The 26,717-nt window shown below is 42.8% G+C and carries 26 protein-coding genes; 16 read left to right on the forward strand and 10 right to left on the reverse strand.

What is annotated here, in order from left to right:
• Nucleotides 1–25: 25 nt before the first annotated feature.
• Nucleotides 26–529 carry a DUF2165 domain-containing protein gene (locus Q0R52_RS23135; RefSeq protein WP_295799176.1) on the reverse strand — a complete coding sequence of 168 codons (504 nt, stop codon included), beginning with the start codon at nt 527–529 and terminating at the stop codon, nt 26–28.
• A gap of 272 nt (nt 530–801) precedes the next feature.
• Here Q0R52_RS23135 and Q0R52_RS23140 point away from each other — a divergent pair, with 272 nt between their 5' ends.
• Nucleotides 802–2,256, forward strand: a complete 1,455-nt coding sequence (locus Q0R52_RS23140) for a S41 family peptidase (protein ID WP_295799179.1) — start codon at nt 802–804, stop codon at nt 2,254–2,256.
• A gap of 53 nt (nt 2,257–2,309) precedes the next feature.
• Here Q0R52_RS23140 and Q0R52_RS23145 read toward each other — a convergent pair whose 3' ends face one another.
• Nucleotides 2,310–2,573: a hypothetical protein gene (locus tag Q0R52_RS23145; RefSeq protein ID WP_252791062.1), complete on the reverse strand. Its 264-nt coding sequence runs from the start codon at nt 2,571–2,573 to the stop codon at nt 2,310–2,312.
• A gap of 281 nt (nt 2,574–2,854) precedes the next feature.
• Between Q0R52_RS23145 and Q0R52_RS23150 the strand changes: the two genes are divergently transcribed.
• From Q0R52_RS23150 to Q0R52_RS23160, 3 genes are read left to right on the forward strand one after another with little or no spacing between them, the layout of a single operon-like run.
• Complete coding sequence (locus Q0R52_RS23150; RefSeq protein ID WP_295799185.1) at nt 2,855–4,540, forward strand: hypothetical protein; 1,686 nt, start codon at nt 2,855–2,857, stop codon at nt 4,538–4,540.
• 12 nt (nt 4,541–4,552) lie between these two features.
• The gene (gene xth / locus Q0R52_RS23155) at nt 4,553–5,329 is read left to right on the forward strand and encodes an exodeoxyribonuclease III (RefSeq protein WP_295799188.1); all 777 of its coding nucleotides are present in this window, start codon (nt 4,553–4,555) and stop codon (nt 5,327–5,329) included.
• Nucleotides 5,330–5,348: 19 nt separating this feature from the next.
• On the forward strand, nt 5,349–5,735 hold the full coding sequence (locus Q0R52_RS23160; RefSeq protein ID WP_295799190.1) for a VOC family protein: 387 nt from the start codon (nt 5,349–5,351) through the stop codon (nt 5,733–5,735).
• On the opposite strand, the gene Q0R52_RS23165 is transcribed toward Q0R52_RS23160, so the two are convergent.
• On the reverse strand, nt 5,721–6,209 hold the full coding sequence (locus tag Q0R52_RS23165; protein ID WP_295799193.1) for an AraC family transcriptional regulator: 489 nt from the start codon (nt 6,207–6,209) through the stop codon (nt 5,721–5,723). The two genes, Q0R52_RS23160 and Q0R52_RS23165, sit on opposite strands and share 15 nt — an antisense overlap.
• A 486-nt stretch (nt 6,210–6,695) precedes the next feature.
• Between Q0R52_RS23165 and Q0R52_RS23170 the strand changes: the two genes are divergently transcribed.
• Nucleotides 6,696–7,568: a glutamate--tRNA ligase family protein gene (locus Q0R52_RS23170; protein WP_295799196.1), complete on the forward strand. Its 873-nt coding sequence runs from the start codon at nt 6,696–6,698 to the stop codon at nt 7,566–7,568.
• A 21-nt stretch (nt 7,569–7,589) separates the two neighbouring features.
• Here the strand turns inward: Q0R52_RS23170 and Q0R52_RS23175 are convergent, their stop codons facing one another.
• Entirely contained in the window at nt 7,590–8,390 is an 801-nt protein-coding gene (locus Q0R52_RS23175; RefSeq protein WP_295799199.1) for a hypothetical protein, read from the reverse strand.
• 95 nt (nt 8,391–8,485) lie between these two features.
• Between Q0R52_RS23175 and Q0R52_RS23180 the strand changes: the two genes are divergently transcribed.
• The 10 genes from Q0R52_RS23180 (at nt 8,486) to Q0R52_RS23225 (ending at nt 19,179) form a co-directional block, all read left to right on the forward strand.
• A complete protein-coding gene (locus tag Q0R52_RS23180) occupies nt 8,486–8,851 on the forward strand; it encodes a hypothetical protein (protein WP_295799201.1) in 366 nt (121 codons plus the stop codon).
• Nucleotides 8,852–8,930: 79 nt separating this feature from the next.
• Nucleotides 8,931–10,361 (forward strand): glucoamylase family protein, encoded by a 1,431-nt coding sequence (locus tag Q0R52_RS23185; RefSeq protein ID WP_295799204.1) that lies wholly within the window; start codon nt 8,931–8,933, stop codon nt 10,359–10,361.
• 87 nt (nt 10,362–10,448) lie between these two features.
• Complete coding sequence (locus Q0R52_RS23190; RefSeq protein ID WP_295799206.1) at nt 10,449–10,757, forward strand: type II toxin-antitoxin system HigB family toxin; 309 nt, start codon at nt 10,449–10,451, stop codon at nt 10,755–10,757.
• Between the two features lie 4 nt (nt 10,758–10,761).
• Nucleotides 10,762–11,118, forward strand: coding sequence for a transcriptional regulator (locus Q0R52_RS23195; RefSeq protein ID WP_295799208.1), 357 nt, complete (start codon nt 10,762–10,764; stop codon nt 11,116–11,118).
• A gap of 227 nt (nt 11,119–11,345) precedes the next feature.
• Nucleotides 11,346–14,393, forward strand: coding sequence for a sensor histidine kinase (locus tag Q0R52_RS23200; RefSeq protein ID WP_295799212.1), 3,048 nt, complete (start codon nt 11,346–11,348; stop codon nt 14,391–14,393).
• A 57-nt stretch (nt 14,394–14,450) separates the two neighbouring features.
• Complete coding sequence (locus tag Q0R52_RS23205) at nt 14,451–15,083, forward strand: response regulator transcription factor (protein ID WP_295799216.1); 633 nt, start codon at nt 14,451–14,453, stop codon at nt 15,081–15,083.
• Between the two features lie 166 nt (nt 15,084–15,249).
• On the forward strand, nt 15,250–16,857 hold the full coding sequence (locus Q0R52_RS23210) for a hypothetical protein (RefSeq protein ID WP_295799220.1): 1,608 nt from the start codon (nt 15,250–15,252) through the stop codon (nt 16,855–16,857).
• A 50-nt stretch (nt 16,858–16,907) separates the two neighbouring features.
• Nucleotides 16,908–17,675, forward strand: a complete 768-nt coding sequence (locus tag Q0R52_RS23215; RefSeq protein WP_295799223.1) for a hypothetical protein — start codon at nt 16,908–16,910, stop codon at nt 17,673–17,675.
• A gap of 291 nt (nt 17,676–17,966) precedes the next feature.
• On the forward strand, nt 17,967–18,698 hold the full coding sequence (locus Q0R52_RS23220) for an acyl-CoA desaturase (protein WP_295799226.1): 732 nt from the start codon (nt 17,967–17,969) through the stop codon (nt 18,696–18,698).
• Between the two features lie 157 nt (nt 18,699–18,855).
• Nucleotides 18,856–19,179: a hypothetical protein gene (locus Q0R52_RS23225; RefSeq protein ID WP_295799229.1), complete on the forward strand. Its 324-nt coding sequence runs from the start codon at nt 18,856–18,858 to the stop codon at nt 19,177–19,179.
• Between the two features lie 47 nt (nt 19,180–19,226).
• On the opposite strand, the gene Q0R52_RS23230 is transcribed toward Q0R52_RS23225, so the two are convergent.
• On the reverse strand, nt 19,227–20,807 hold the full coding sequence (locus tag Q0R52_RS23230; protein WP_295799233.1) for a family 10 glycosylhydrolase: 1,581 nt from the start codon (nt 20,805–20,807) through the stop codon (nt 19,227–19,229).
• A 312-nt stretch (nt 20,808–21,119) separates the two neighbouring features.
• Here Q0R52_RS23230 and Q0R52_RS23235 point away from each other — a divergent pair, with 312 nt between their 5' ends.
• Entirely contained in the window at nt 21,120–22,031 is a 912-nt protein-coding gene (locus tag Q0R52_RS23235) for a hypothetical protein (RefSeq protein WP_295799236.1), read from the forward strand.
• Nucleotides 22,032–22,120: 89 nt separating this feature from the next.
• Here the strand turns inward: Q0R52_RS23235 and Q0R52_RS23240 are convergent, their stop codons facing one another.
• From Q0R52_RS23240 to Q0R52_RS23260, 5 genes are all read right to left on the reverse strand, one after another.
• Entirely contained in the window at nt 22,121–23,530 is a 1,410-nt protein-coding gene (locus tag Q0R52_RS23240) for a S41 family peptidase (RefSeq protein ID WP_295799239.1), read from the reverse strand.
• 13 nt (nt 23,531–23,543) lie between these two features.
• A complete protein-coding gene (locus tag Q0R52_RS23245; RefSeq protein WP_295799242.1) occupies nt 23,544–23,969 on the reverse strand; it encodes a hypothetical protein in 426 nt (141 codons plus the stop codon).
• Nucleotides 23,970–24,007: 38 nt separating this feature from the next.
• Nucleotides 24,008–24,469 carry a hypothetical protein gene (locus tag Q0R52_RS23250; RefSeq protein ID WP_295799244.1) on the reverse strand — a complete coding sequence of 154 codons (462 nt, stop codon included), beginning with the start codon at nt 24,467–24,469 and terminating at the stop codon, nt 24,008–24,010.
• Entirely contained in the window at nt 24,466–25,068 is a 603-nt protein-coding gene (locus Q0R52_RS23255; protein WP_295799246.1) for a sigma-70 family RNA polymerase sigma factor, read from the reverse strand. The genes Q0R52_RS23250 and Q0R52_RS23255 overlap by 4 nt, the downstream gene beginning before the upstream one ends.
• An 83-nt stretch (nt 25,069–25,151) precedes the next feature.
• A complete protein-coding gene (locus Q0R52_RS23260; protein ID WP_295799248.1) occupies nt 25,152–26,627 on the reverse strand; it encodes a M28 family peptidase in 1,476 nt (491 codons plus the stop codon).
• Between the last annotated feature and the right edge of the window lie 90 nt (nt 26,628–26,717).

Consider the following 26,717-nt stretch of genomic DNA (forward strand, 5'->3'; position numbering starts at 1 on the left):
AACATGCCGTCGGTAAGAAAGTGCTTTAATCCTCTTCTTTAAACTGCAATAATATAAGCACCATAACTAAAAAGGTGACAATCCGTTCGGCGCTGCCCAGCCCGTTCCAAATGCGGCTCTGCCACATGGCAAACCATTCGCCGCCAATTACTTCAAAACCAAGAAACCAGATTACTATGCCGGTAAGTATGCCGGCCACGCCCCAGTTTTTTGAAGCATGAAACACCATACCACTGTTTTTTAAGTTTTTAAATAACTGCCAGCCACCTTTAATGCAGCAAAATGCCATAAAGGCTTCCATTGCTATGATGAAAATATAACCTGCATGATACAGAAATGTGCTATGGATACTTCGGTAATGAATGTTGCTATCAGGAAAAGTTGTATCCATCTTTAGTACATGCTCAACAAAATGGTAGTTTGTAAAATAATCGGTTGTATTGCCGATAACTACCAGTAAAGCCATTAAACCAATTGCCGCTACCGAAATTGTTTTAGTAAGGCGAAGGAGGAATTGAGTTGAATACATGGTTGCGATGGTTTAATAAACAAATATCTAACTATCCGGACGTAAAACCAACGATGTGGCAACAAACGTTTGGCGATTAATAATTTATACGATATATGTCGGTTGGGATTCATAAGTCTTTAATCAATCAAATAGTGTTCGCCGCATATAATCTTTACCACAAAAAGCTTTATTTAGATGCATAAACATACAGTTGGTATACCAATAGCTGTTTTATGTATACGCCGGGAAATTTTAAAGTCCGATTGCTTTTATTTGGCGGGAAATATTTGATGATGAAGAAACTATTTTTATTAATGTGTGGCCTTGTCAGCGGCTACAACATGTTTGCACAAACATGCTCCTGTTCATCCCTTTTAAACCAGGTTATTACAAAAACCGAAAGCAATTATGCCGGCTATATCCACAATGTAAAGGAAAAGGACAGTTCGCAATATGTGCAGTTAAAAGGAATGCTAAGAGAAAAGGCAGTTAAAACCTCGTTTATAGATTGCTATGGCGTGCTGCAACAATATGTCGGCTTTTTTCACGATGGGCACCTGGATATTTTTGAGTCGCCGCCAAAACAACCCGACAGTTTAGCAGCCACTGTTAAAACCCATCCCCTGCCGGCAAATTACAAAGAACTAATTGCTAAAAAAACCGACAGGGATTCGATAGAGGGTATTTGGCGGGCGGCCGGAAACCTGCAATTAGGCATTGTAAAAACAGGGAAAAATACCTTTTCGGGGGTGGTACAGCAAACATCGACCCCTAAATGGGCACCGGGTATGGTGAAAATGGAAATTGAAAAAACAGGAAAAAACACTTATAACGTAGCCGTTTACCGGGGCGATTTTGCCCGGTTGCGTTTCGAGAATGTGCATATTTTTAAAAATGTTTTTTTGGCGATGGGGCTTTATCGTTTAGCAAAGGCCTGGCCGTTAAACGCTGAGTATAGCTATATAAATACAGTTGACCCACAGCTGCCAATATTAAAGGTCATTGATAAAAACAATGTGCTGCTTACAGTCCCCTCGGCATTAATTGATGGCCGTTACCTGGATAGCGTGCTGATAAAAAACGAGGCACTGATTACATCAACCCCTAACTTGATAATTGATGTACGCGGCAATGGCGGCGGCAATTACATATGGGGCGGCATTTACAAAATAGCCAATACTATTGTACACCCCGAGCCGAAAAAGCCGGGCACCGACGACCTGCTGCTGATGGCTTCTGAAGACGATGCCGCCTATCTGTACAACCAGAGCACGTATTACCGGCAAAAGAAAGATAGCCTGGCAATCAAATATTACGATGATATTATCGGCAAAATCAGGGCCAATCCAGGTAAAATAATCGGATTCTCGTTTTATCGCGCGTGGCCAGATACCGGCAAAAGGGTGGTATACAAATACCCTGCACATATTGCTGTTATTACCGACAAAGCAGTGGCAAGCGCCGGCGAAGCATTTATTAATGGCTTAAAGGAAACCAGCTCGAAAGTTACTTTGTACGGGGATAACACTTATGGGATGATTGACTACAGCAGTGTTAATGCCCTGCCAATTGGGGACAAAAGTTGTAAATGGTATTACTGGGGGTACCCTGTATTTTTCTCGACAGATATAAAAACAAAACCCATTAATCCTACCGGTATAAAGCCTGATATCTATATTCCTGCGCAAGAAAAGGACTGGGTGCAATGGGTAGCTGACGACTTAAACAAAAAGTCTATAAAATAACGTTACCATTTCCACAACCCCAACCGTGGTGTTATTGAAATGTTTGCGCGTGTTTACAACGCTGTTGCCTGTGGTGTTTTTGTGTTGGTAAACGTCTGGCGGCGTGTTATTCTGCTGATTTGTTTTCCTATTGTTAAAAGTTGCTGAGCCGGTAACTTTATTCCGGATGTTTGTTGCCAGTGGCCCTGCAGCATTACACTGGCAAAAATAACGCTATTATAGGCCAAATTGAAACACGCATCACCAGGCACTGCCTCGTAATAAGTTATTATTTCATCGTTTATAACTTTTACGTGGAACGAGGTATCTGTTAACATTGGGCTGGTAAGTAAGTGTTAGTTCAATAGATATGTGGATGAAGTATTTGACAACAGCAGACTGAAGACAATAATATATATAAAAACATAGGACTAATCAGTTTGTTTTGTTTTAAAGATTTAATTCTGCCAGGTTAAATTTACCGCGTATTCCAGTAGGAAGTTTGTGGAGCGGCCATTCCTGAACACGGCGGTTAACTGATATAATTCTCATCCACAAGCACCAAAATATTTGTAATTTGCCCAACGTCATATCATTCAACACTACTTAATAAAACGCCATGAATAAAAAGCTGTTGGCCCTTGCAGCATTTGGAATTGCGGTTACAGGTTTGCTTTGCTCGTTCAATTACGGTAGTAAACCTATTGTACCGATAATAAAAAGCAGTCGCCCCAAAATTGTAAATATTGTAAATTTTATCCGCCTGCTGGAACCGCGCGACCCTGCAATTACCGAAGATGTGCTTTACCAGACCGTGGTAAAACAGGTGGAAATAATGAAAAAATATAAGCTGGGCGGCACTTTTTTATTGCAGTATGATGCGTTGATGGATTCACGTTATCAAATGTTGCTCAAAAGTCTGCCGCGCAACTCGTTCGAAATTGGGGGCTGGTGGGAAATACCGCAGCCGCTGGTTGAAAAGGCAGGGTTAAAATGGCGTGGCCGTTATCCCTGGGACTGGCGGGCAAACATCGGCTTCGCAACAGGTTACACACCTCATGAGCGCGAATTGCTGACTGATGTTTACATGAAGGATTTTAAGAAGATATTCGGCTACTATCCAAAGTCGGTTGCATCGTGGTTTATTGATGCGCATACGCTAAATTATATGTACCAAAAGTACCACATTGTGGCATCGGCTAATTGTAAAGATCAATATGGCACCGATGGTTATACGCTTTGGGGAGGCTATTGGAACCAGGCTTATTATCCCAGTAAAATAAATTCTTACATGCCCGCGCAGCACGAAGCAAACCAGGTGCCCGTGCCCATTTTCAGGATGCTTGGTAGCGACCCGGTAAGGCAGTATGATAACGGCCTTGGCACAAACAGGCAGGGCGTAGTAACCCTTGAGCCTGTTTACAAATTTGGCGGCGGCGATTCTACCTGGGTAAACTGGTATTTTAAGCAGTTTGTTGAAGGTCAGGACATGGAATTTGCTTATACCCAAGCCGGACAGGAAAACTCATTTACCTGGGATGCAATGGCTAAAGGGTTTGAAATACAAATGCCATTAATAGCAAAACTGCGCAATGAGCACAAAATAAAGGTGGAAACCCTTGCCGAATCGGGCGCGTGGTTTAAGGCGAAATACAAGGTTACGCCAGCGACATCGGTTACCGTTAATGAAGATATACCTGGTAGTGACCGCAAAACCGTTTGGTTCAACAGTCGTTTTTACCGGGTGAACTTGTTGTGGGAGAACGGCACGCTGCGTTTCCGCGATATTCATTTATTTAATGAGAAGCTGCCTTCGGTTTACGAAACAAAAGTGGCAACGTCGAACGAGTGCACGTTTTTCACGCTACCGGTTGTTGATGGTTACATTTGGAGCAAAGCCCAAAAACTGGCAGGCTTAAGGTTTATGACTGCTGTCGACGGAAAATCGGTTAGCTTAACCGGTGGCAACCCGAGCATAACAAATCCAGCTCCTGGGAGGTTACACATAAGCTGGCCACTGACAACCACAAACGGAACCCTTGTTATGGATATGGACGAGCGAACCTTAAAAATCAAAATCGATGGTGATATCCCCGGCAACTGGTACCTTGATTTGACAACTGCGGACGGTATAAAATTGCCGTTCACCAGCATAAATAATAACAGTATCAATTGTAAATTTGAAGGGATGAACTATGCTGTAAAAGCGGTCAAGGGAAGATTTACTAAACCGGCAGATGGTGCTGTGTTCAGGATTTCACCATCTGGCGATTCAATAGTATTAAATCTTTCGGGTAATAACTAATAAAGCAATGTTATGAAAATAGCAACCTATAACGTAAATGGTGTAAACGGGCGCCTGCCTGTATTACTGCGCTGGCTGGAAGAAACAACGCCTGATGTGGTTTGCCTGCAGGAATTGAAGGCCCCGCAGGATAAATTCCCGGAACAAGCGATACTCGATGCTGGCTATAATGTAATATGGCATGGCCAAAAAAGCTGGAACGGCGTGGCCATACTGACGCGCGGGATGGATATTACTGAAGTGCGCCGCGCTTTGCCCGGCGACCCTGACGATGAGCACAGCCGTTACATTGAGGCTGTTATAAACGGCATTACCATTGGCTGCCTCTACCTGCCAAACGGCAACCCGGCGCCCGGTCCTAAATTTGACTATAAACTGCGCTGGTTTGAAAGGCTGACGCTGCATGCAGCTGAATTACTTGCGTCGGGTATGCCGGTAGTACTAACCGGCGATTATAACGTTATGCCCACTGAGATTGACGCTTACAAAGCCGAGCGTTGGGTTGATGATGCACTGTTTCGCCCCGAAACACGCCAGGCCTTTAAAACACTGGTTGAACAAGGCTGGACGGATGCCATTCGAACGTTATATCCCAACCAGGTTATCTATACATTTTTTGATTACTTCCGCGATGCTTACGGCCGTAATGCCGGGTTGCGTATCGACCATTTTTTGTTGAGCCCTAATCTTGCCAGTCGACTTAAAGCCGGTGCGGTTGACCACAACGTGCGCGGCTGGGAAAAATCAAGCGACCATTGCCCGGTTTGGATTGAGCTGGCAGATGAATGATATTTATTTAAATGGGAAAATGAATATTTCGCTAAACAGGATAATAATTTTCGGTAAAGATGTAGAAGGGCTTAAGGACTTTTACATGCAGCATTTTAATTTTAAGTTGCTTGAAGAAATTAGCAGCGAGTGGGTTGTATTAAGCGTCGGGCAAACAGAAATTGCCTTTCACAAAATCGGAATTGACTTTATAAATGAAAGTGATAATCCGTTCAGGGTGGACAGCAATGCCAAATTAGTTTTTAATGTCGACAGTGATTTGACCGCATTTTGCGCCGGTTTAATGCAGCAGGGCGTGGTGTTAAGGGATATAAAATCTTTCCCTGGATTTAATTATTTGCTTTGCGATGGAGAAGACCCGGAGGGTAATGTATTTCAGCTTTCGCAAAAACTAAACAATATCTAACGGTTTTCGTAAATGGATGTCCTGCGCCTTGAATTGTGTGGGTGTAAGCCCGGTGACTTTTTTAAATTGAGCTGATAAATGCGCAACGCTGCTGTAGCCTAACTTATAAGAGATCTCGTTAAGGTTCATCTCGTTATAAGCAAGCAGTTCCTTAACCCGCTCTATCTTTTGCAGGATTACATAGTGTTCAATCGTCACGCCTTCTGTTTCCGAAAATAACTTACTTAATTGAGAGTATTCTTTGGCAAGTTCGTTTGAAAGCACTTTCGAAAAATTGAACTTTTCATCTTCCTTGTAATGAATGTGATCAATTATTATGGCTTTTATTTTCTCAATTTGCCGCCCGCGCTGATCATCCAGCAATTCAAATCCGACACTTTTTAAACTGGTTTTAAATTGTGCGACTTCTTCTGCCACGAGTGGCCTTTTCAACAGCACTTCGCCCAGGTGCACATAAACTACCTCAGCATTCATGTTTTCCAACAAAAGCGCGACTGCCTTAACGCAGCGCATGCAAACCATATTTTTTATGTAATACTTCAAGGTGATTATAATGGAGATGAATTTAAAAGCGGTTTTTTGTTTTAGTAGCCCGGCCAATAAAACAAAGATAGCCACTTAAATTAAATGGCTATCTTGTTTTGAAAAATGGAATTATTACAGGCAATTTGAGCAGGTGCAATTGTCGCCACATGTGCAGTTTTGACAGGTACAATTTGGGTTGCTGCATTTTTGAGATTTGTTTTTGATTGTATTAATCAATTTGAATAATGATTTCATGATTTTATTTTTTTAATTATTTAATGATACAAATGTAGCCTGGCGATGACCGGCGACCGTTACATTATTTGGGGAAAGATTTACATAATTAAGCGGCTATTTGAAAAAATAACAACCTTATATTTTAGAAGCTAAAACACATATTGTATTTTGGTTGATTACATCCCGTCGCGCCAAGAAATGATAACCCACGACAAGTATTTTAACAAAACCCGCATTGCACCAACACCAAGTGGTTTTCTGCATGTTGGTAATATATTGTCATTCAGCATTACGGCAGCGGTGGCCCGGAAAACAGGGGCTAAAATTTTATTACGGATTGACGATATTGACCAGGCGAGGGCCAACAAGCAATATGTGCAGGATATTTTTGACACCCTTGATTTTTTAGAGATACCCTGGGACGAGGGGCCTCGCAATGTTAAAGAATTTGAGGATAGTTACTCGCAGGTGCATCGCCTCGGTCTTTACAATGAAGCGTTTGAAAAATTGCGTGACGACGGTGCTGTGTACGCATGCACGTGTTCGCGCAGTCAACTGAATGCCTCGGTGTGTAATTGCAAAAATAGGATTGTAACCGGCGATATAATTGATGCTAGCTGGCGTTTGGATACCAGCGGCAACCTGCCACTATCGGTAAAAAGCTATAACGGGGAAACAGTAACGGCGGCTTTGCCCGCAGAAATGGAAAACTTTGTGATAAAACGCAAAGATGGCTTACCCGCCTACCAACTCACATCGGTAATTGATGACCTTTTTTATGACGTTGACCTGGTGGTGCGCGGTGAAGACCTTTGGCCGTCCACGCTTGCCCAACATCGACTGTCGCTTGCATTAGGCGAGGAGAAATTTGCCGAAATTGCTTTTTATCATCACCCGCTGCTGATGGAGGCGCCGGGCAAAAAACTATCGAAATCTGCCGGCTCAACATCAGTAAATTACTTACGCGGACAGGGAAAAAAACCGGCCGATATATTTATGCTTATAGCTAAAATGCTGGGCATAAAAGAACCGGTTGGTAACTGGGAGCAACTTGCGGGACAAATTCTGTAGTATTAGCAATAGGCACAAGGCCTATTCAAATATTTTCAAATATCTTTCCATCGAAAATTCCAAACATTTTTTTGCATCACTTAAAATATAACGCCCAAATGCGCCATACATGGCATCAAACGGTTTGTCAATTACAGACGCCTTTATTTGTAATATCTCTTTTTTGGGCAGTGGCACCAAATTGGGGTAGCTATACATAAACGAAACTGTTTTTTGGTCGGGGCTAACTTGTATGGTATCGCCAACCAGCAACATGCCTTTGTTTTGCGGGCAAAATAAAACACTTGCACCGGGGAAATGCCCGCCGCAGCGAATGAGCTGTATGTCGTCCCATAAATTGAGCGTGTCCTGGTCCCATAATTTAATATTGGCGTCGGCGCGTGCGAGCCATTTTTTGTCAAACGCGTTTATGTATATGGGTACATTGCCAAAAACCCGGCCCCATACCACAATTGAGGAGAAATAATGAGGGTGTGAAATTGCCATAGCCTGTACGCCTCCTAACGCACTGATAGCCTCAATAGTTTCGGTGTCAACCAGGCTGATACAGTCCCATAAAATGTTACCGCCAGGGCTTATTAACAGGTGCGCGCGCTGGCCAATTCCAAAAGCCGGCTCAGTATAAATGGCGTACAAATTGGGGGCAACCTGCTCAATTTTATTTTTATGCCCTTGTTGTAATTCGCTAAGTGTTGTCCAGCTTTGGCCGGCGGGATTTACATATTGGCGGTCGTCTTCGCAAATTTTGCAGTTTTCGGGTGGCGTGCTTAATGACGCATATTGAACACCGCAGGTGGTACAGATATAATGTATCGAGCTCATGTTGGTTTATTATTTTACAAGTTTATAAAACGGATTTTAATCGGGTAAAAAAATGATTAGTTTGGACTAACCAATTACATAAAGCCGACAAAAAGATGGAAACACCTAATAGCAGAAACGATAAAATTGCATTGTACGATAAATTAGTGGCGTTGCATCCTGATGTGGTTAGAAAAGGAGACACCATGCCTTATACTTCGCTAAATGGCAATATGTACAGCTATTTTACAAAAGACGATTATTTAGCGCTAAAGCTACCGGCACAAAAGCGCGAGGAATTTATACTGAAATACGATACCGGCCTGGTATTTCAATATGGTATTGTACAAAAGGAGTACGTGCAAGTACCCAATTCTCTTTTGCAGAAAACTGAAGAATTGAAAACCTGGTTTTTTGACAGCTACGATTACGCAACAACATTAAAACCTAAACCAAGCGCAAAGGGCAAAAAGAAAGAATAAGCGAACTGCTTTTGCATAGCTTATAAAAACCCTAACTTGACCGTCAATTATAAATCGGCTTTCCTGTTACAAAACATTCATGAAAAAAGGATTAATCTGCATGCTTATCGCCTTGTTATTTGCTTTCATGGCATCTGCACAAAAAAATACCGTTGGGCATAAACCAAACCCCGGCAACTCGATAGCGCCTGTAGGGATCATCAAAAATATCAGCGATTCAGCGCTGCTTGACATTGTACAACGGCAAACTTTCAGGTACTTCTGGCATTTTGCCCACCCGGTTAGCGGGCTGGCCCGTGAGCGCGACAATACTGTAAAAGCCGAATATTACTGGGATTATATTAACGAAGCCGACGACGAGCCGAACCTGAGCAAACACACCTTCGGCCCCGAAGCCTGCGCCATTGGCGGTACGGGGATGGGCGTGCTATCAACCGTGGTAGCCGTAAATCGTGGTTGGATTGGCAGAGATACCGCCTTAAGGCGATTGATAAAGATTGTTGACTTTTTAATAAAGGCCGATTGTTACCATGGTATTTACCCGCATTTTATGAATGGTGTAACCGGCAAGACGATCCCGTTTGGCAGGCTGGACGATGGCGCAGATATAGTTGAAACATCGTACCTGATGATGGGGCTGCTTACTGCTAAGGCCTACTTCAATGGCAACACGCTGCCCGAAAGATATTTCCAAAAACGGGTACAGCAAATGTGGGACGCTGCCGACTGGAACTGGCACAGCGCGGGTGGCAATAAAACTTTGTTTTGGCATTGGAGCCCCCGTAATGATTTTGACATGAATTTCCCGGTATTCGGGTATGATGAGGCACTGATTACCTATATTATTTCGGCATCATCGCCGGTACACCCTATATCGAAGGAACTTTATGAAAACAGCTGGGTAAAAAGCACACCCTGGAAAAATGGCAAATCGTATTTTGGCTACAAACTACCGCTGGGTGATTTTGATATGGGCGGGCCGCTGTTTTTTGAACAATACACCTACATGGGCATTGATCCTGCCGGACTAACTGACGATAACGGCATTGATTATGCCGAACAAACAAAAAATCATACCCTTATCAACAGAGCATATTGTATAGCCAACCCTAAACACTTTAAAGGCTACGGCGAAAACTGCTGGGGACTTACAGCCGGCGACAGCTGGAAGGGCTATGTAGCCCATTGTCCGCAAGACGACCGGGGCGTAATACAACCAACGGCCGCGCTATCATCGTTTCCATACACGCCAGAATACTCCATGAAAGCGCTTAAACATTTTTATTATGATTTGGGAGATAAGATATGGGGTCCATACGGTTTTGCCGATGGCTTTAGCGAAACCCATAACTGGTACGCCAAAACCCATTTGGCGATTGACCAGGGGCCGATTGTAGTCATGATTGAAAATTACCGCAGCGGTTTGATATGGAAGCTGTTTATGAGTAATCCGGACATACAAAAGGGGCTGAAGACGTTAGGGTTTAAAAGTAAGTGGGTGAAGGAATAAAAATAACAGTCGTTCCTAATTGCTGTTTTTTTGTTTTCTATTAGAAAACCATCTATCTTTGTTTGCCACTAGAAAACCTTATGGGTAATGTTTAATATCATTAACAGGAAAACACTTTTGGTTTACGGGGAAAAGTACCCGGAGGCTAAAAACGCTTTATTTGAATGGTACCATGAGTTTTTGTCGGCTGATTTTAAAAATTTCCAAGAACTAAAGGCTACTAATGGGAGTGCGAGTTTAGTAGGAGATAATCGTGTTGTGATTAATATAAAGGGAAATCATTATAGGCTTGTCATCCGTGTTATATTTATTTATAAGACTATACAAATAAAATGGTTCGGCACCCACAAAGAGTATGGTATGATTGATGTAGCCACGATTAAATTTAAAGATTAACAATATGGATTTACAAATCATAAAGAACGATAAAGAGTACCAAAATTTACTAGAGTGGATTGACAGTCAATTTGATTTAGAAGTGGCTCCTGAAAGCAAGACTGGCCAAAAGCTGCAAATTGCTTTGTTACTTATAAAACAATATGAAGATGTGCATTATCCTGTTCCCTATCCCGACCCTATCGCAGTTGTAAAACAAAAAATGGATGAAAAAGGGCTTATGAACAAAGACCTTGTTGATTGGATAGGAAGCAAGGGATACGTGTCTGCGTTGCTTAGCGGGAAAAAACCGCTTACATTACGAATTGCAAAAGTACTTCATCAGAAGTTGGGTATCCCAGCAAACGTATTGCTTGCTTAGAAACTCTAATTTGTTCCTTTTTTAAGAACCATCGGCTCGACCCATATTCAACCCGGCATTGTGGAAAATTGCCGCGTCATCCTCATCAAACGAAATATACATCCCCCTTTGTAAATTGTATCTTTTCTGTTACCTTTAGCAAGCAAGCTAATTTGCTGCCGTAATCCGCACGGCAGCAACCTTTTAATTTAAACTATTCAGGTACGCATGATAATCCTTGTAAAGTAATGCGTTTTAAACTCGCACTTATCGGCATGTTGATCAGCCTGGCTGGCTGGTCGCAGCGTATTATTCCCCGTTTCGAAACGCTTAGCAGTAATGATGGCCTGCCTCATAGCTCGGTTTATGGGATTCGCCAGGATAAGAAAGGCTTTATGTGGTTTGGCACGCCTGATGGACTTTGCCGCTACGATGGCAGTTCACTACGCACTTTCAGGTACCAGGCAAAAAGCGATACCGATGCGGTAAATAATTTTATCCGCGGCAGTTTTTTTGAAGACAAACAAGGCAACATTTGGTACAGTAACGAGAGCGGTATTTTTAAGTGGAATGTATTTACCGAGAATGTTGACAGGGTAAAGGCCTTCGGCAAAGACGATTTTGGCAATAGTAATTTCATTTGCCAGTTTATGGATGAGCACGACAATCTTATCATACTAAATATAATTAAAGGTGTTTTTGAATTCGACACCCATACCTATAAACTAAAACTGTACCCGCTTCCTTATAAAATAGACTTCTCGCAGGTGTCATTTGCTCAAAACAGCGCCGATGATGAAGGGAATGTTTGGGTGCGGCTGGTCGGCAAAAACGACCCCTATATATTTTTTAACCGTAAAACCCATCGCTATACTTACCGGCTTCAAAAATATCCGCCACAAAGTGTGTTCTTTGAGAAAAACCGCCACATCTTAGCTTTTGATGACCGCATAATTTTTCGTGATTTAAAAACCGGGCGCGATACAACCATTGTTAAAACGATAGATGGAAAGCCTGCGCCTTTTTATTCGGTTCAAAATACAAGGGACAAGTACGGTCGGGAGTGGTTTACATCAAGGGGCAACGGCCTGTTTTATTATAATGAAAAAACCGGGCAGTTTTATAACTACCACCACGATAACTCGAAGCTGAAATCGTTGCCATTTGATATATCAACATGTTTGTATATTGATAGGGGCGATAACCTGTGGATAGGAATTGACGGTGGCGGGGTTTCGCGGCTTGATTTAAAGGAGCCCAAGTTTAATTTATTCCCCTTGTCCGAAGGAGATTACCCCATATTGAAGGACTATTTTACCAAATGCTTTTTTGAGGACGATGCAGGCAATATTTGGTTTGGCACGCACAACAGCGGTCTTAACATTTATAACCAGCTTACAGGTGCCCTAAAAAACTTTCAGCATAAAGACGGAGATGATACCACTTTGCCCGGTAATATTGTAAGCAGTTTTTTAAAGGATAAAGATGGGAATATGTGGGTGGGCAGCAGCGGAGGCATCAGCTTGTTCGATATGAAAAAGCAAACTTTTAGAACCATACCTATTATACATCAGCCTAAAATATTCCCAAAGCTTAATGTTTTTATTTTTAAACTGATACAACTGCATGACGGAGATATTTTGGCAGCTACACTTTTAGGTTTAGTAAGATTACACAAGGATGAGCAAGGCAATTTCACGGCAAGGTATCTTGACAAGGACCCGTATTTGCAAAGCAATATTATAGATGTGGTTGAAATGCCTGATAATAGTATTTACGCGGCCATATCAAGCATTGGGCTGTTTCACGCAAAACCCGATGGCGAAATGTATGGGCCTTTTGAAACGCTGCTACCCGGGATTGACTTGCGGAGTGTTCGGCATGATGAAAAAGATGCCGGCTGGCTTTGGATCGGTAGCGGGATGGGCTTAATACATTTCAACACTGCCACCAACAAATACCAGGTTTGGGGCGAAAAAAGTAAGCTGCCAAACACTTATGTATACGGCTCGCTGGAAGATGAAAATCATAATCTTTGGATTAGCACCAACAAGGGGTTGAGTTTTTTCAACCGGACTGATAATACCTTTGAAAACTATTCGTTTCTGGATGGCCTGCAAAGTAATGAGTTCAACACACAATCATTTTACAAAAGCAAAACGGGCACTTTTTATTTTGGCGGGATAAAAGGCTTTAACTGGTTTAAGCCGGTAAACAGCGTGAAAAATTTATTGAAGCCGGGTGCGGCAATAACGCGTATTGAAATTAATGGCGAGGCATTCCTGAAAACCAGCCCCCATTTTAAAAACCAGGAAATCACCGTACCGTATAGTAAAAACGATTTTAACATACAGTTTGCGGCCCTTGATTATACACGGCCCGAGGCTAATAAGGTTCAATATATTTTGCAGAACTGGGACAGTAAACCGGTAATTACATACGGTAAATCGGCACGGTACTCGCATTTGTTGCCAGGCAATTATGTTTTCAAATTAAAATCGGCCAATACCTATGGCGTTTGGAGCGACGAGGAAAGAGTATTCATACATATAACGGCGCCTTATTGGCAGCGCGCCTGGTTTTATATTGCCGGAGTGTTGCTGGTGCTGGCTATCATAGTGTATATCACCTATATGCTGTCGCAGGTGAAAATTAAACGCCGTTTAAATGAGCTCGAAAAAATACAGGCCATAGATGCGGAACGTAACCGCATTAGCCGCGATATGCACGATGAAATAGGCAGCGGGCTAACGCATATTGCCCTGCTAAGTGAATTGATACAAACGCACCAGGAGGCCGAACTATCTATTAAAACGGATGTAAACAGCATATCGGCAGCGGCAAGGCGCTTGCTGGAGAGCATAAATGAAATTATTTGGGCGCTTAACCCGCAAAACGATACCCTGGAAAGCCTGCTTGCTTACACCCGCGAACAAATGCAGCAGTATTTTGAGCCATTTGCGCTTAAACTGCAAATTGACTTTCCGGATGAGGTGCCGTATATAAAACTTACCAATGAACAACGCCGCAACCTTTACCTGGTTACCAAGGAAGCATTAAATAATGTGATGAAGCACGCAAATGCAACCAGCGCAGAACTAGGCTGCAGGGTTAACGGTGGCAAAATTGAATTCACTGTAAAAGACAACGGCGGAGGTTTGCCTGAAACGGCAGCAAAGGTAACTTGCAACGGCTTGAAAAATATGCTAAAAAGGATGGAAGATATTGGTGGTGATGTAAAATGGCTAAGTGATAAACAGGGAGTTACGGTAATTTATACGTTTACTGCCGGGTAAAGCCTACTACTTTTTTCACATTTATAAACCGGTAATAAAAGGTTATTTTCACAACTTATGACGCCTATTGTAATTATAGAAGACGACGAAAAAATCCGCAACTACCTGTCGGCCTTGCTGGCAGGGTCGGGCGAGTTTAATTTGCGTGCATCTTTTGTAAGTGCTGAGGAAGCTATAAACTATTTTGAATGCGGTCTGGGCGATGATATTGAACTGGTGCTTACCGACATTCAGCTACCCGGTAAGTCGGGCATAGAGCTTATTGCATGGTTAAAACCGTACCGGCCCAATGTGCAATTGATGGTACTGAGCGTGTACGACGATGCCGACCGTGTATTTAAAGCGTTGCAGGCCGGTGCCACCGGCTACGTGCTTAAAAATATGCCGGCCACCAAGCTCATCGAATCATTGATTGAGCTGCGCAAAGGCGGCAGCCCCATGAGTAGCCAGATTGCCCGCAAGGTGGTAATGGCTTTTCAGCAGCAAACGCCTTATGTTGATGCCAAAGATGTTTTAAGCGACCGCGAGAACGAGGTATTGCTTTGGCTAAGCAAAGGGTTCAGCTACCAGGAAATAGCCGACAAGCTTTTTATATCGATAGATACCGTGCGTACCCATATCCGCAACACCTACGAAAAGCTACACGTGCGTAATAAAAAGGAAGCATTAAGGAAAACGGGGTATCGGTAGTCATTGGTCATTTCGCTTCGCTGTCATTAGTCATTGGCTACTGTACGAAAGTTGACGGCGTTCAGACCATGAACTATCAACCATGAACTTCTTCTCACATTACTACTTATCTCATATTTTTTATGCAGCCGGGGCGGGATAGCTTTACTCCCAAACCCTAATGTATATGAAACGAATATTATTATTGTCCGTAGTGCTGCTGCTGGCTGCCGGCACCCAAGCCCAGGAAACCATCCAGGACCTTTCAAAAAAAGCAGGTAAAGGTTTTTTATACAAAGCCGTAAACGCCGATGGAACCTACACCATCACCTACAAAATTCCCGGCGATAAAAAAGCAAACGAGATATTTTACGAAAACTACAGCTTTGATAATAACATTAAGTTTTTAAAAAACGAGGAAATATCGGAGCCCAAACAAACCCAGGAGGACAAACCCGACAGAACAGTGAGCGGTTTTTACGCCAGTGTTGGCGGCTGCAGTTCGTTCGAGATTTTAAGCATGAAGCTGAAATTTAGCAAGTACACTGAACTGCAAACCTGGGACTATAAAAAGCAACGCTACATCACCAAAAAAACCATTTCGACAGAAACTATTAAACCTAAAAACGAGGATGGCAAATACTACGGCTTCGCTGCCTTTACCAATACCGACCAAACCTTATTTGTGCTGGCGGGAGTTGACAGCAAGGTAAACAAGAAGGGAACGGATTTTTTGATAATGGGCATAAATTCCGATTTGGCGATTAGCTCGAAGCCCGTTGATATAAGCGGTTCGCAATCGCTGGTATATTCTGCACAACTGGAGGATGGGGATATCGTGCTGGTATTTGCACCTAAAAAGGGGGAGCCTGATTTATCGGCCTACACCTATTTGCGGTACTCGCCCGACGGCGGGTTGAAAAACAAAGTAGCTTTTAAAAGCCCTTCAAATAATATGCTGATTATCGATATGGCTGAAAAGGATGGCTCGGTGTTTTTCTGCGCTACCTCAACAAAGTCAAAAGACCCCTACGATGAAGTTTTTGAAAATTATACAGCATCTATATCAAACCCATGTTATACCGATGCAAAAAACAAAACTGATTTTAACTGGGAGAAAAAGGCGAATGAGAAAATGGATAATTTTCACCTGCTAAAATTTACCGGTGGCAACCTTGATTTTGCTTCAACTGCGCCAGTGAGCGACTTTAAGTCGAAATTTAAAACTTCGCCTGCTGATAAAGGCGCCGACCCTTATAAGGGCAAGAAGTTCAGCGTGCAGGACTTTAAGGTTACAGCCAATGGCGAATACCTGATTGCCGGACAGCTTAACGGTAAAACAAACCTTGGCATGGGTAATCCTGTAAAGACCTACGAGGATATTGTGTGCTTCCACTTCGACAAGGGCGGCCAATTAAAAGCTCAGTACGGTGTTGAAAAAATGAATACCGACAAGAAAAGCGAAATATTCCCGGTATCACAATCATTTATTCCTTCCAAGGATGGTTCATCGCTGTATTGGGTTGTGCTTGAGGTTAAGGGCTTTAAAGGCTATGCCGACTTTTTTGATGCCTATAACGGACGCGCAACTTTCTTCCCGCGCTTTTTTCCCCGGATTGCAAAGCTTGATGTACAAAACGCAAATGTTGGCGGCTTTACTGTGCTTGGCAAGGAGAAATTTTATATGACCAAAAGCTTCGAACCCATATATGATACAAAGGAGAACAGTGTAGTATTTGTCGGCAGCGATGAGGATTACAAAAAGCTATGGGTCAACAAATTTGTATTTCAGTAAGCCGGCTAACTGGCTTTTAAAATAAACTTCTTTCCCCGCGGTGGTAAAAAATGAATATTAACCTTCAAAAATCTATAAAAATGAAAAACGTGCTTTACTATGTTGTTGCCCTGGCGCTGATTGTCACGGTAACCTTCAGCTGCTCCAAAAGTAAGGACAGTAACAAAGCCCCGGCCTATACCTGTGCTACCTGCAAAGCCACGCCCGATGCCGTTGCCGCAAATGACACCAAAAACAAGGGGGTTTATAAAGGAATAATAATAGGCTCCAGCGGTACCATTATGTTTAACCTTGCAAATAGTGGAACAACCATTACTGCGGTTTTGGTTATCGATGGCGTTACTGCAAACCTTACCGCCAGCGTTAGTGTGGTTGATGGCGCTACTTACATTGCGCCTTTTACCGGCACATTAAGCGGAACGGCAGTGAGTATTACTTTCTCGGTTGATGCCAATGGTGGCTCGCCAACGGTTACATCGTTTAATATACCCGGGCATGCCAGCGCCACATTCACTATCGCAAAAGAAACGTCAAACGCACTTATTGAATGCTTTGAAGGTACTTATGATAGCACCAGGCCGGAGACAGGTACATTTAATTTGTTGCTGTCGCGCAGTCTGAAATTATTTGGGGGAGCATCCCGTAAAACTGGGTCGTCAGAAAGCCACTCATTTCATGGGGTAATTAATGCAAACAGCGAGCTGGTGGATTCTGATGGGGGTAAAGTAATTGCCAAACTCACCGCGGATGCTTTAGCAGCAACATTTGTTGACGGCAATAATGCAACTGTTACAGTTACCGGTAAACGGACTTTTTAATCAACTGTGAATGTAGGTCCTGTAGGGGGGACTACATTAACGAGGGGCTCCGGACGAATGTCCGGGGCTTTTTTTGTATTTTAAATTAAAGGTAAGGCGGTGTGCTAAATAAATAGCGTCTCCCCTGTAACAAAACAAGTGTTTAATTGTTGTACAAACGGACACTTCATAGCATAGCTCTTCGCAGAATTCAAAGAATATCCATTATCCTCTGTCTTTTCCCGATCAATAGGCCGTGTCTTCATCAAAATGATGATGAAAAGGTGCGTCATTTATATTTAGCTGTTTCCCATGATTATACTTATCTTCTTTATCGCGCACTGGTTCCTGTCGTTGTTTTTTCAAACATTTTTCCAGCACCGCTATGCTTCGCACCGCATGTTTACTACAAGCAAAGGCTGGGAGCGGGTATTTTATTTAATGGCCTATTTTTTTGAGGGAGCCTCGTTTTTAAATCCCCGGGCCTACGCCACCATGCACCGCGAGCATCATGCCTATAGTGATACCGCGAAAGACCCGCATTCGCCGCATTTTTTTACCGATATTTTTCAAATGATGAAAGCTACCATACTAACTTTTGGTGATCATTTGAAAAAAACAAAAGATATTGAAGCCAGGTTTGCCGGGAATTACCCGGAATGGCCATTTATAGACAGGATTGGTTCATCATTGCTTTCGAGGCTGCTTTTTAGCGTGGCTTACACTTGCTTTTATATTGCGTTTGCTACACACTGGTGGATGTTCCTTTTGCTGCCAATTCATTTTATGATGGGCCCTATCCATGGCGCTATTGTTAACTGGTGCGGACATAAATATGGCTACACAAATTTTGATAATAAGGATAAATCAAAAAATACCACGCCGTTTGATTTCCTGATGCTTGGCGAATTGTTCCAGAATAATCACCACAAACATCCCAACAGCGCCAATTTTGGCAAACGATGGTTTGAAATTGACCCGGTTTACCCGGTTATGAAACTGATGCACTGGATGCGGATAATTAAGCTGCGCAAAGCTTATTAATCCAGTGTCATGTCACTCAAAAATTTACGGTTAGTCTTGAGTCGAAAGTCTTGAGTTCTAAGTCAGAAAAGGCAGGAATTCGACTTAACACTAGTGCCACTACTGCTTACCGGCCTTTTTACAAACCGGCAGGTATTGACTTTAAGAAATAAATAATATGAAAAACCCAACCATAGAAAAAGAAACCAGGATGTATTTGTTCGATTTAACAAATACGGCGCTGGAAAACGGCTTCAAAGCCGATGATAGCTGGGAACTGGTACTTGGTACCGAGGCCCAAAAAACAAAAATTCAAAAAGATTATTACCCTGCGGTTACTGCAAAGATATTTGGCGAAATAGCCTTGCCGGTGTATTACACAATTAAATCGAGGCTGCACCAGCCATTAAATACAATTGAACAAGGCCTCGACGTAAAAACTGTTTTAAAAGATCATCTTAACTACGTAATTGCTTATAACCCGAAACGGCAACGCAGGTAGTTGCGGGGATTTAGTAAACATGCAACCAGGTTCAGAATTGTCAGTCCCTATTTCAAAACCGCTGCCACTGTTGGCGATGGCTCACTTTCGTTCTTCAGCCTGTCCAATGCCGTTACTACGTACAAATATGTTTTGCCACGTTTCACATCGTTATCAATAAAATAAGTGTTGCTGTTATATTGAATATGAAGGATATGCCTGGGGTCGTTTAAATTCACCTTTTCATTGCCGTCGAATTTGTAAACCACATAACCATACACAGGTTCTTTGTCCTGTGCAAGTTCAGGTGTGGTCCATTTTAGTTCAACACCTCGTGGTGTTTGCGTTGTAGTGAAGTTTACCGGCGGTTTTGGCGCTACAGAATCCAGCCAAAGCATAACCGGTGGCAGCGCCGGGTATTTATAATAATTTTGTCTTAACGAATCGGCAATACCCAGTGGATTGTTTATCAGTGATTTTGAACTAAAATAAACGCTGCCCTGCACCCTTGGGTTTTTGCGCAGGTAGCGTATTTGCTCAGGCATTTGGCCCGGGTTTTTGAACTTGTTTACTTTTCGCTCGTTTATGCGGTACGCAGCCATCCCGATGTACAGGTGCCTGCCGTAGGTGTTATTGCTCCACCAGTCGAGCAGCGTGTTAAACGCTGCGTTACGGTCGTCCATGGGCCAGTATAGCTGGGGATTAATATAGTCAACCCAGCCCTCTTTAACCCATTTGCGCGAGTCGGCGAACAATTCGTAATATGATGAGCCGCCGTGCGTTGCAGAACCATCGGGATTTTGACGGGTGTTCGCCCAAATTCCAAAGGGGCTAATGCCAAATTTTACGCGGGGCTTATGCGCCTGGATGCTGTCGCTTAGCATTTCAATCAGCGTATCTACATTGTGCCGCCGCCAATCCTTTATATCCAGGTAACCCGCGCCATAAGTGGCAAATGCCTGCGCGTCGTCAATATGCTGGCCATCTATCTGGTACGGGTAGAAATAATCGTCCAGGTGTACGCCATCTATGTCGTAATTATCTACCACATCTAAAAATACCTTAACAATATAGTCGCGTACCTCTGGTATCCCGGGGTTAAAAAGCTTGATGCCGCCATAGGTAAAAAACCACTCCGGTTTTATCCGGGTAATGTGCGAAGGGGCCAGTAGCGAAAATTTGCCATCGTTTGTTGCCCGGTAAGGGTTAAACCAGGCGTGTAGTTCCATCCCACGTTTATGGGCTTCATTTATTGCAAACTCCAGTGGGTCGTAAGCAGGGTCGGGGGCTTTACCCTGTTTGCCGGTAAGCCATTTAGACCATGGTTCGCGGCTCTTAGCGTAAAAGGCATCGGCTGCGGGCCGTATCTGGAACATTATTTCATTTATGCCCTGGCGCTGGTGGGCATTCAGCCTGTCAATCATCTCCTGCTTCTGTTCGCTAACGGGCAGGCCCGGTTTGCTTGGCCAATCAATGTTTTCAACGGTGGCTATCCAAACGCCCCTAAACTCGCGTTTTGGCGGGGTGGTGTCGCTATCTGCGTTTTTTGCGTTTAATATAGAATCGACATTTTGTACCGGCTGGGCGCGTGCCTTTAAACAAATGGTAAATATTAACAAAAAGAAAATCAATAGCCGGTAGATGCGCATCAAACAAATTATTAAAAGCTGCAAAGATATAAACTCAATGCCAAGCCGTTTTAGTATATGTATAATAATTGCCCGTATTTTGTGTTTTAATCATATTGTATTTACTTTTAACAAGCCGTAAAACACGTGTTATAACATTTAGGGCAAAATTTGCGTTATATTTTTCACACATTTACAAAATTTTAATGGGATAGAATCAATAATTATACCGGGAATTAATGCTGAAGCGCCAAAACAAATAAGTTGTAACATTTATTATTATAAAACCGGCTTACTTTAATTATTATTGAACACTTAAAAAATCTAACTGCTATGGAAAACCAAACAAGCCAGCAACCAAAGAAAAATTCAAATGTCATTTACTTCCTGATTGTGGTTGTATTGGCTTTGCTTGCTACGGATGTGTACTTGTACATGCAAAAAAACAAATCGGACACTAAAATAGTTTACCAAAACGACGAAAAAAGCAGACTGCAAACCGAGCTCGACAGCCTCGAGGCCCAAATTGAACAGGTAAATGCAGGTAAAACCCGCATGTCGTCGACACTGATGGCCAAAAATGATTCGCTAAAGGCTAAGATAAAGGTGTTAAGGGCCGAACTGGCAAAAGGCAAAATGACTGTTGCCGAACTAGCTAAAGCACAGGAAGACGTAAAACAACTAAGGTATTTTGTAACCAGCTATACAGCCCAAATTGAAGAGCTTAAAAAACAAAATGCAACATTGGCTGTAGAAAGGGATACGCTAAAAACCAATTTAGCTACTGCTGCAAAAAAAGACAGTGACCTTACTAAACAAAACAAGGATTTAGGCACCAAAGTTAAAGTAGCATCGGCCCTTAAAGTGGCCACTGTAGATGTTGTTGCCTACAAAATAAGGGGCAGCGGCAAAGAGGTCGACACCAAGCGATCGAGCGTTGCCAAGAAAATTAAAATAAACTTTACTATAGCCAGCAACGCCGTGGCTGAGAAAAACATGCACGACGTTTATATGCGGGTAATTGACCCAACCGGCAACCTGGTAACCGGTGCCGATGCGGGCACTTTTAATGCCGACGGCCAAGACTTGCAATACACCTATAAAACATCAATTGAATTTAAAGATGATGGCAGCGGATTTACTATTGATTGGGTAAACCCGGTTGCTTTTCAAAAAGGCTCGTATACCGTGTTAATGTATGCTGATGGGTATACCATGGGAAAAACAAGTTTTGATTTGAAATAAGTCCGGAAAGACGGAAAAGTCGGTAAAGTCGAAAAAGATAAAAGCGCCGTTGTTGATGAAACAGCGGCGCTTTTTCTTTTGAAATTTAGCTAATCCTGTTTTAGCAGCTTAAGGGCGTAATCCATTTGTACATCTTTATGCTCAATATAGTCCGTAATTGTTGGCGTAACCGGGTAATCAGGGATAATCCCCCTGTCTCTATATTTAAGTGGTTTCACGGCAGTGTTGTACTTCCATAAAGGGATATTTACCTTTATTTGAGTGTTAGGCAGATACAGAGTTGTCCTTGCGCCTGAAGTGTTGCCATAATAGCCGCCGCCGGTTTCTTCGCCAATAAATTTTACGTTTGCAAATTGCCGGGCAATACCACAAACATCGGTAGTTGCCGAAAAGCTTTTGCCGTTAATCAGCAAAAAAACAGGGCCTTTGAAATTATCTTCGTGCGGTTGTTGTATTGCAAGCTGGTCGTGATCCTTCGTCTCAAATTTCCTGGTGGTGGTTTCTATTGATGAATAATAGCGAAATGGCTTAGCGGTTAGGTATGATATTAACAGCGCACCATTACCATCATTGCCCCCTGTGTTGTCCCGCAAATCGATAATCAGCTTTTTAATGTGTTTTTCATCCAGTTCTTTAAAGCTTTTTTGCAGAAAGTCGGTGAGGTTTTCGCGTGTTATATCTAACTTTTCATTAAAAAAGCTTTTAATGGTCATTATCGCTACATCGCCGGGCTGATAAGCCAGCTTTAGGTATTGGGTTACCGGGACTGGTGTTGGGTGGCACGCAATATCCTTAAATTGTTTTGCATCAATATGCGTATTCTCAATCTTGCCGTCTGCGGCCTTAAACCATATATCGAACGCTGACTTTTCCCCATAAACCAAGTAATATAAATACAGTAAAGGGCTATCCCCGTTGTTCAGTTCGGCGTATTTTCCGCCCTGCGATTGCCCGTCAGATTGTATATAGGTAAAAAGTTCTTTCCGAAGTTGATTTATCGGGTGAGCATCTATGGCGGTAATTTCCGTTCCCGCAGCCAATCCCTCACTATCGCACGTTGTATAGGCTTTTGAGCCAATAAAACGTACAATTAAAGGGAATAATTTAACATTATTAATTAGGTTTCTATTAAAATCTGGTGGGAGAAAAGCAGAAGTATGGCCATCCTCTATGCCGCTGACTAAATATCGTACTAAGCTGTAAAATTTTGTTAAAGTCATTGGAGCATTCAGCTTCGCTTCGCAGTTGTTAAACAGTTCCGCCATTTGCTCCTTAGTTTTATAGGTATTTAAACCGGCGTGCAGTTTTTGCAGCGAGTCTTTTAATATTTTGAAGTCCTGCCGCAAAAGCCCGGGGGCGATCAATTTTGATTCGCTGGCCGTTTGGGCAAATAAATTGATACTCAATGTAGATACCAATACAAGTGCCGCCAATATTTTCCAAAAGTTAAGGCAATAGTATGCCGGGGCCGCTATCGGGCCGGTTTTAAGTTTTTTCATAAAAATTAATTGTTTACTTCGATGTCGTCTTTATATAAATGAAGAAGGCAAGAAAACTGCCGGCTATACAGAAGCTCATTATTGCCGCCATAGAGATAAACGGTGGATTATAATATCCGATAAAAGAGAGCCCAACTCCCAAACTCATAAGAATGAAAAACCATTTTATTGTTTGATTTTTGGTATCATCGGCCGGCGTTTTCAGAAACTGTTCTACAACTGAATCAGGCACACCCTTTTCAATCATTTTATCTTTAAGTCGATAATCATGAAAGGATTTAACCGCTTTCAATATAAACGACGATGCCAAATAAATAACGACTAGTGCCGTGACATTTAATACCATTTGTCTTATGCCCTCATCGGTTAGGTTACCGTCCGCAGCATTTGCTGCAAATGATATACCTGTAAGGCCGGCAAGTAAGCTTGTCTTTTTCATTTTTGCTGAAATATGGTTGATTAGACCGGTATGATAAATTAATGTTGCAAATTATCAATCATGCTTAAAGTGCTCATTTGTCTTTTGAATTTTTTGCTCAGGCTTGTGCTTTGGTACACTACGACAGTCAGGGCAACTACGATTGCGGTACACAAAACATCAACCTGGGTTTGTTTAACAATACCTGCGAGAACGTCCCGATAAAAATATAACGGGAAAGCCAATAAAATAACTGTAACAAACAGCGGTAAATATTTAGCAAATACCCATCCCGTACGCGCTTGTTCAACTACCTGTAGCTGGCCTAAAACCACTTCGCTTAAGTTAAAATTAAAAGCCGGTACAGGGCTGTTTTTAATCTCGCTAAACAACAATCGGTACTGAACTACCTTGTTTTTACAACTTTCGCAGCTTTCAATATGACTAACCACGCCTTCACTATTTTTTGCATCGGTTGCATAATCCTGGATTTCAAGCTCCGTTAAATGCGTAATGTTCATAAGTCATCCTTTTTATAACTGCCCAATATGTTTTCCTTTAATAATTTTCGCGCCCTAAAAAGGTAGTTTTTTACAGTCCCCGCTGGCAACCCGGTAATTTGGTTTATTTCATCGTAACTCAACTCCTGCTGATGATAAAGTGAAACCAGGGTTTTGTAAACAGGCGGCAGCTTTTCGATTTCATCCCGCAAAATACCCGACAGTTCTTTTTTGAAAACGGTTGTTTCGGCGTCATGGGCAAACGCGCCCTTTAATCTGTTGTGATAAGTATTCAATGTTTCACCTTCCTCGCCGTTATTGCCAGGTAAAACCAGTTTCTTTTTTTCCAGGTAGTGCAAACAGGTATTATAAGCAATTTGCCCAATCCATGTTGATAGTTTGCATTGAAACCTAAACCCGCTTAACCTGTTAAATACTTTTAAGTAAATATCCTGCGCAATGTCCTTACGGTCGTAGGCGTTGGGTATCATTTTAAACACAATCATGGCAACCAGGCCCTCGGTGTTTTTTATGATTATCCCGAAAGCATAGTTATCACCGCCCAGCACCTTAGTAACCAAGCTTCTATCTTCAAGATAATTTTCAGTTTCACTATTCACCTGGATGATTTGACCGGCAAGTTAAAATAATGTTGCAGGCCACCGGTAAAAAATTGGCCTAACCGACCTTAACCTGCTTCGTCTTATTTCTCATACAATGTTTTCCACGCCCCTTCATATACATCCTTCGCTGTCCATTGCGGCTGTATGGGGTCATCGGCAACGTATTTGGCGGCAAGAATATAGGAACCGATAAACTTCATTACATAATTCATATCCATATTGCCGGCTTCGTCGCTTAGCTGGTGGTAGCGATTGGTAATGGTTCCATCAAACGTTTTCATGCCGAGGCTAAACGTTGGAGCGGGTATGCCTTTGCCGGCAAGCGGGTAATTGTCGCTTCCAGAAAATAGTTCGCCACCGGTTGGGTCGCCGCCAACATGCAGCCCGTAAGCCTGGCAAGCTTTAACAATAAGCGGGTCGGCACTGGTGCGGCCAATTCCGACTAACGATATTAAGGTAGTATCGTTGTAGCTGGCGTTATCAATGTTTAAATTATAAACGGTTTGTTTTAACGGCGTAACCGGGTGTGCAGCATAGTAAATGCTGCCCAGCAGGCCTTCTTCTTCGGCGGTGTAGGCAATAAACAATATAGAACGTTTAGCCGGATGTTTACCGAAATATCTTGCGGCGGCAATTATAGCGGTGGTGCCCGAAGCGTTATCCCTGGCGCCATTATAAATACTATCCAGTTTGCCTTCTTCCATCCTGGGTACTGCGGCTACACCCAAATGGTCGTAATGCGAGGACAACAGTAAGTATTGTTTGCTAAGCTGCGCATCGGTACCAGGGATGTAAGCCATTACATTTTTCAGGGCGATGTCTTTTACCCCGGTGCCCGAAATATTGATGCTGGCTTTGGCGCCGGCAGTTTTTACGCCATCATCCAGCTTTGCTGCATTAATAATAAGTGTTGGCAATTGATTTTCATCTGCCGGGCCGGCTGGTTTACTGCCGCCAAGATAGCCCGCTACTTCGCCCCAAAATGTTGCGTCGGTATTCCAGCGTTCAATTAATGCAGCCGCGCCTTTTTCGGTGAGTGTTTTTTGAAGTGCCGCCATTCCGCGGAAATATTGTGAGCCGTTGCTTTGATTAACCTTTCCCATATCAACCAGTACCACTTTGCCTTTTACATCGGCAGCCGGCAGTCCGGCAGCTATATCTTTATCAGCGTAAATAACAGGGGCATCAAGTTTAATATCTTTTGCTTCAGGCTGCAATGCGTCAATTGTCGTTTTAAAAGTCATCGAACCAAGAGATACAGTACCGGTTGCAGAGGGCGTAACAAACCTCAGGCTGAACAGTTGAAAATAACCGGTAGCACCGTCTACCGGCTTTGCGCCGGCCGCTTTAAATTGGTCGGCAATATATTGGGCGGCGGTGTTTATTTCGGGGCGCTCAATGTTACGGCCTTTCAATTCGTCGGACGCTAAATAACGTAAGGGCGCTAAAGCAACATCAGGCGGGTTGGTTGCCGCAATGTTTTTCATATCGTTTTGCTGTGCAAAGGCAAAGCCGCTACCAACAAGCAGACATGCTAAGGTGAGTTTAAGTTTCATGGGTTTAAAGATAGGGAATAGGATGAATGGTTTTTTGTAGAAACGCAATACTTTGCGTCTCTATAAAAAATCGAGAAATATAAATGCGGG

This window comes from Mucilaginibacter sp., from assembly GCF_025359345.1.
In the GTDB taxonomy this organism is placed as follows: Bacteria; Bacteroidota; Bacteroidia; order Sphingobacteriales; family Sphingobacteriaceae; genus Mucilaginibacter.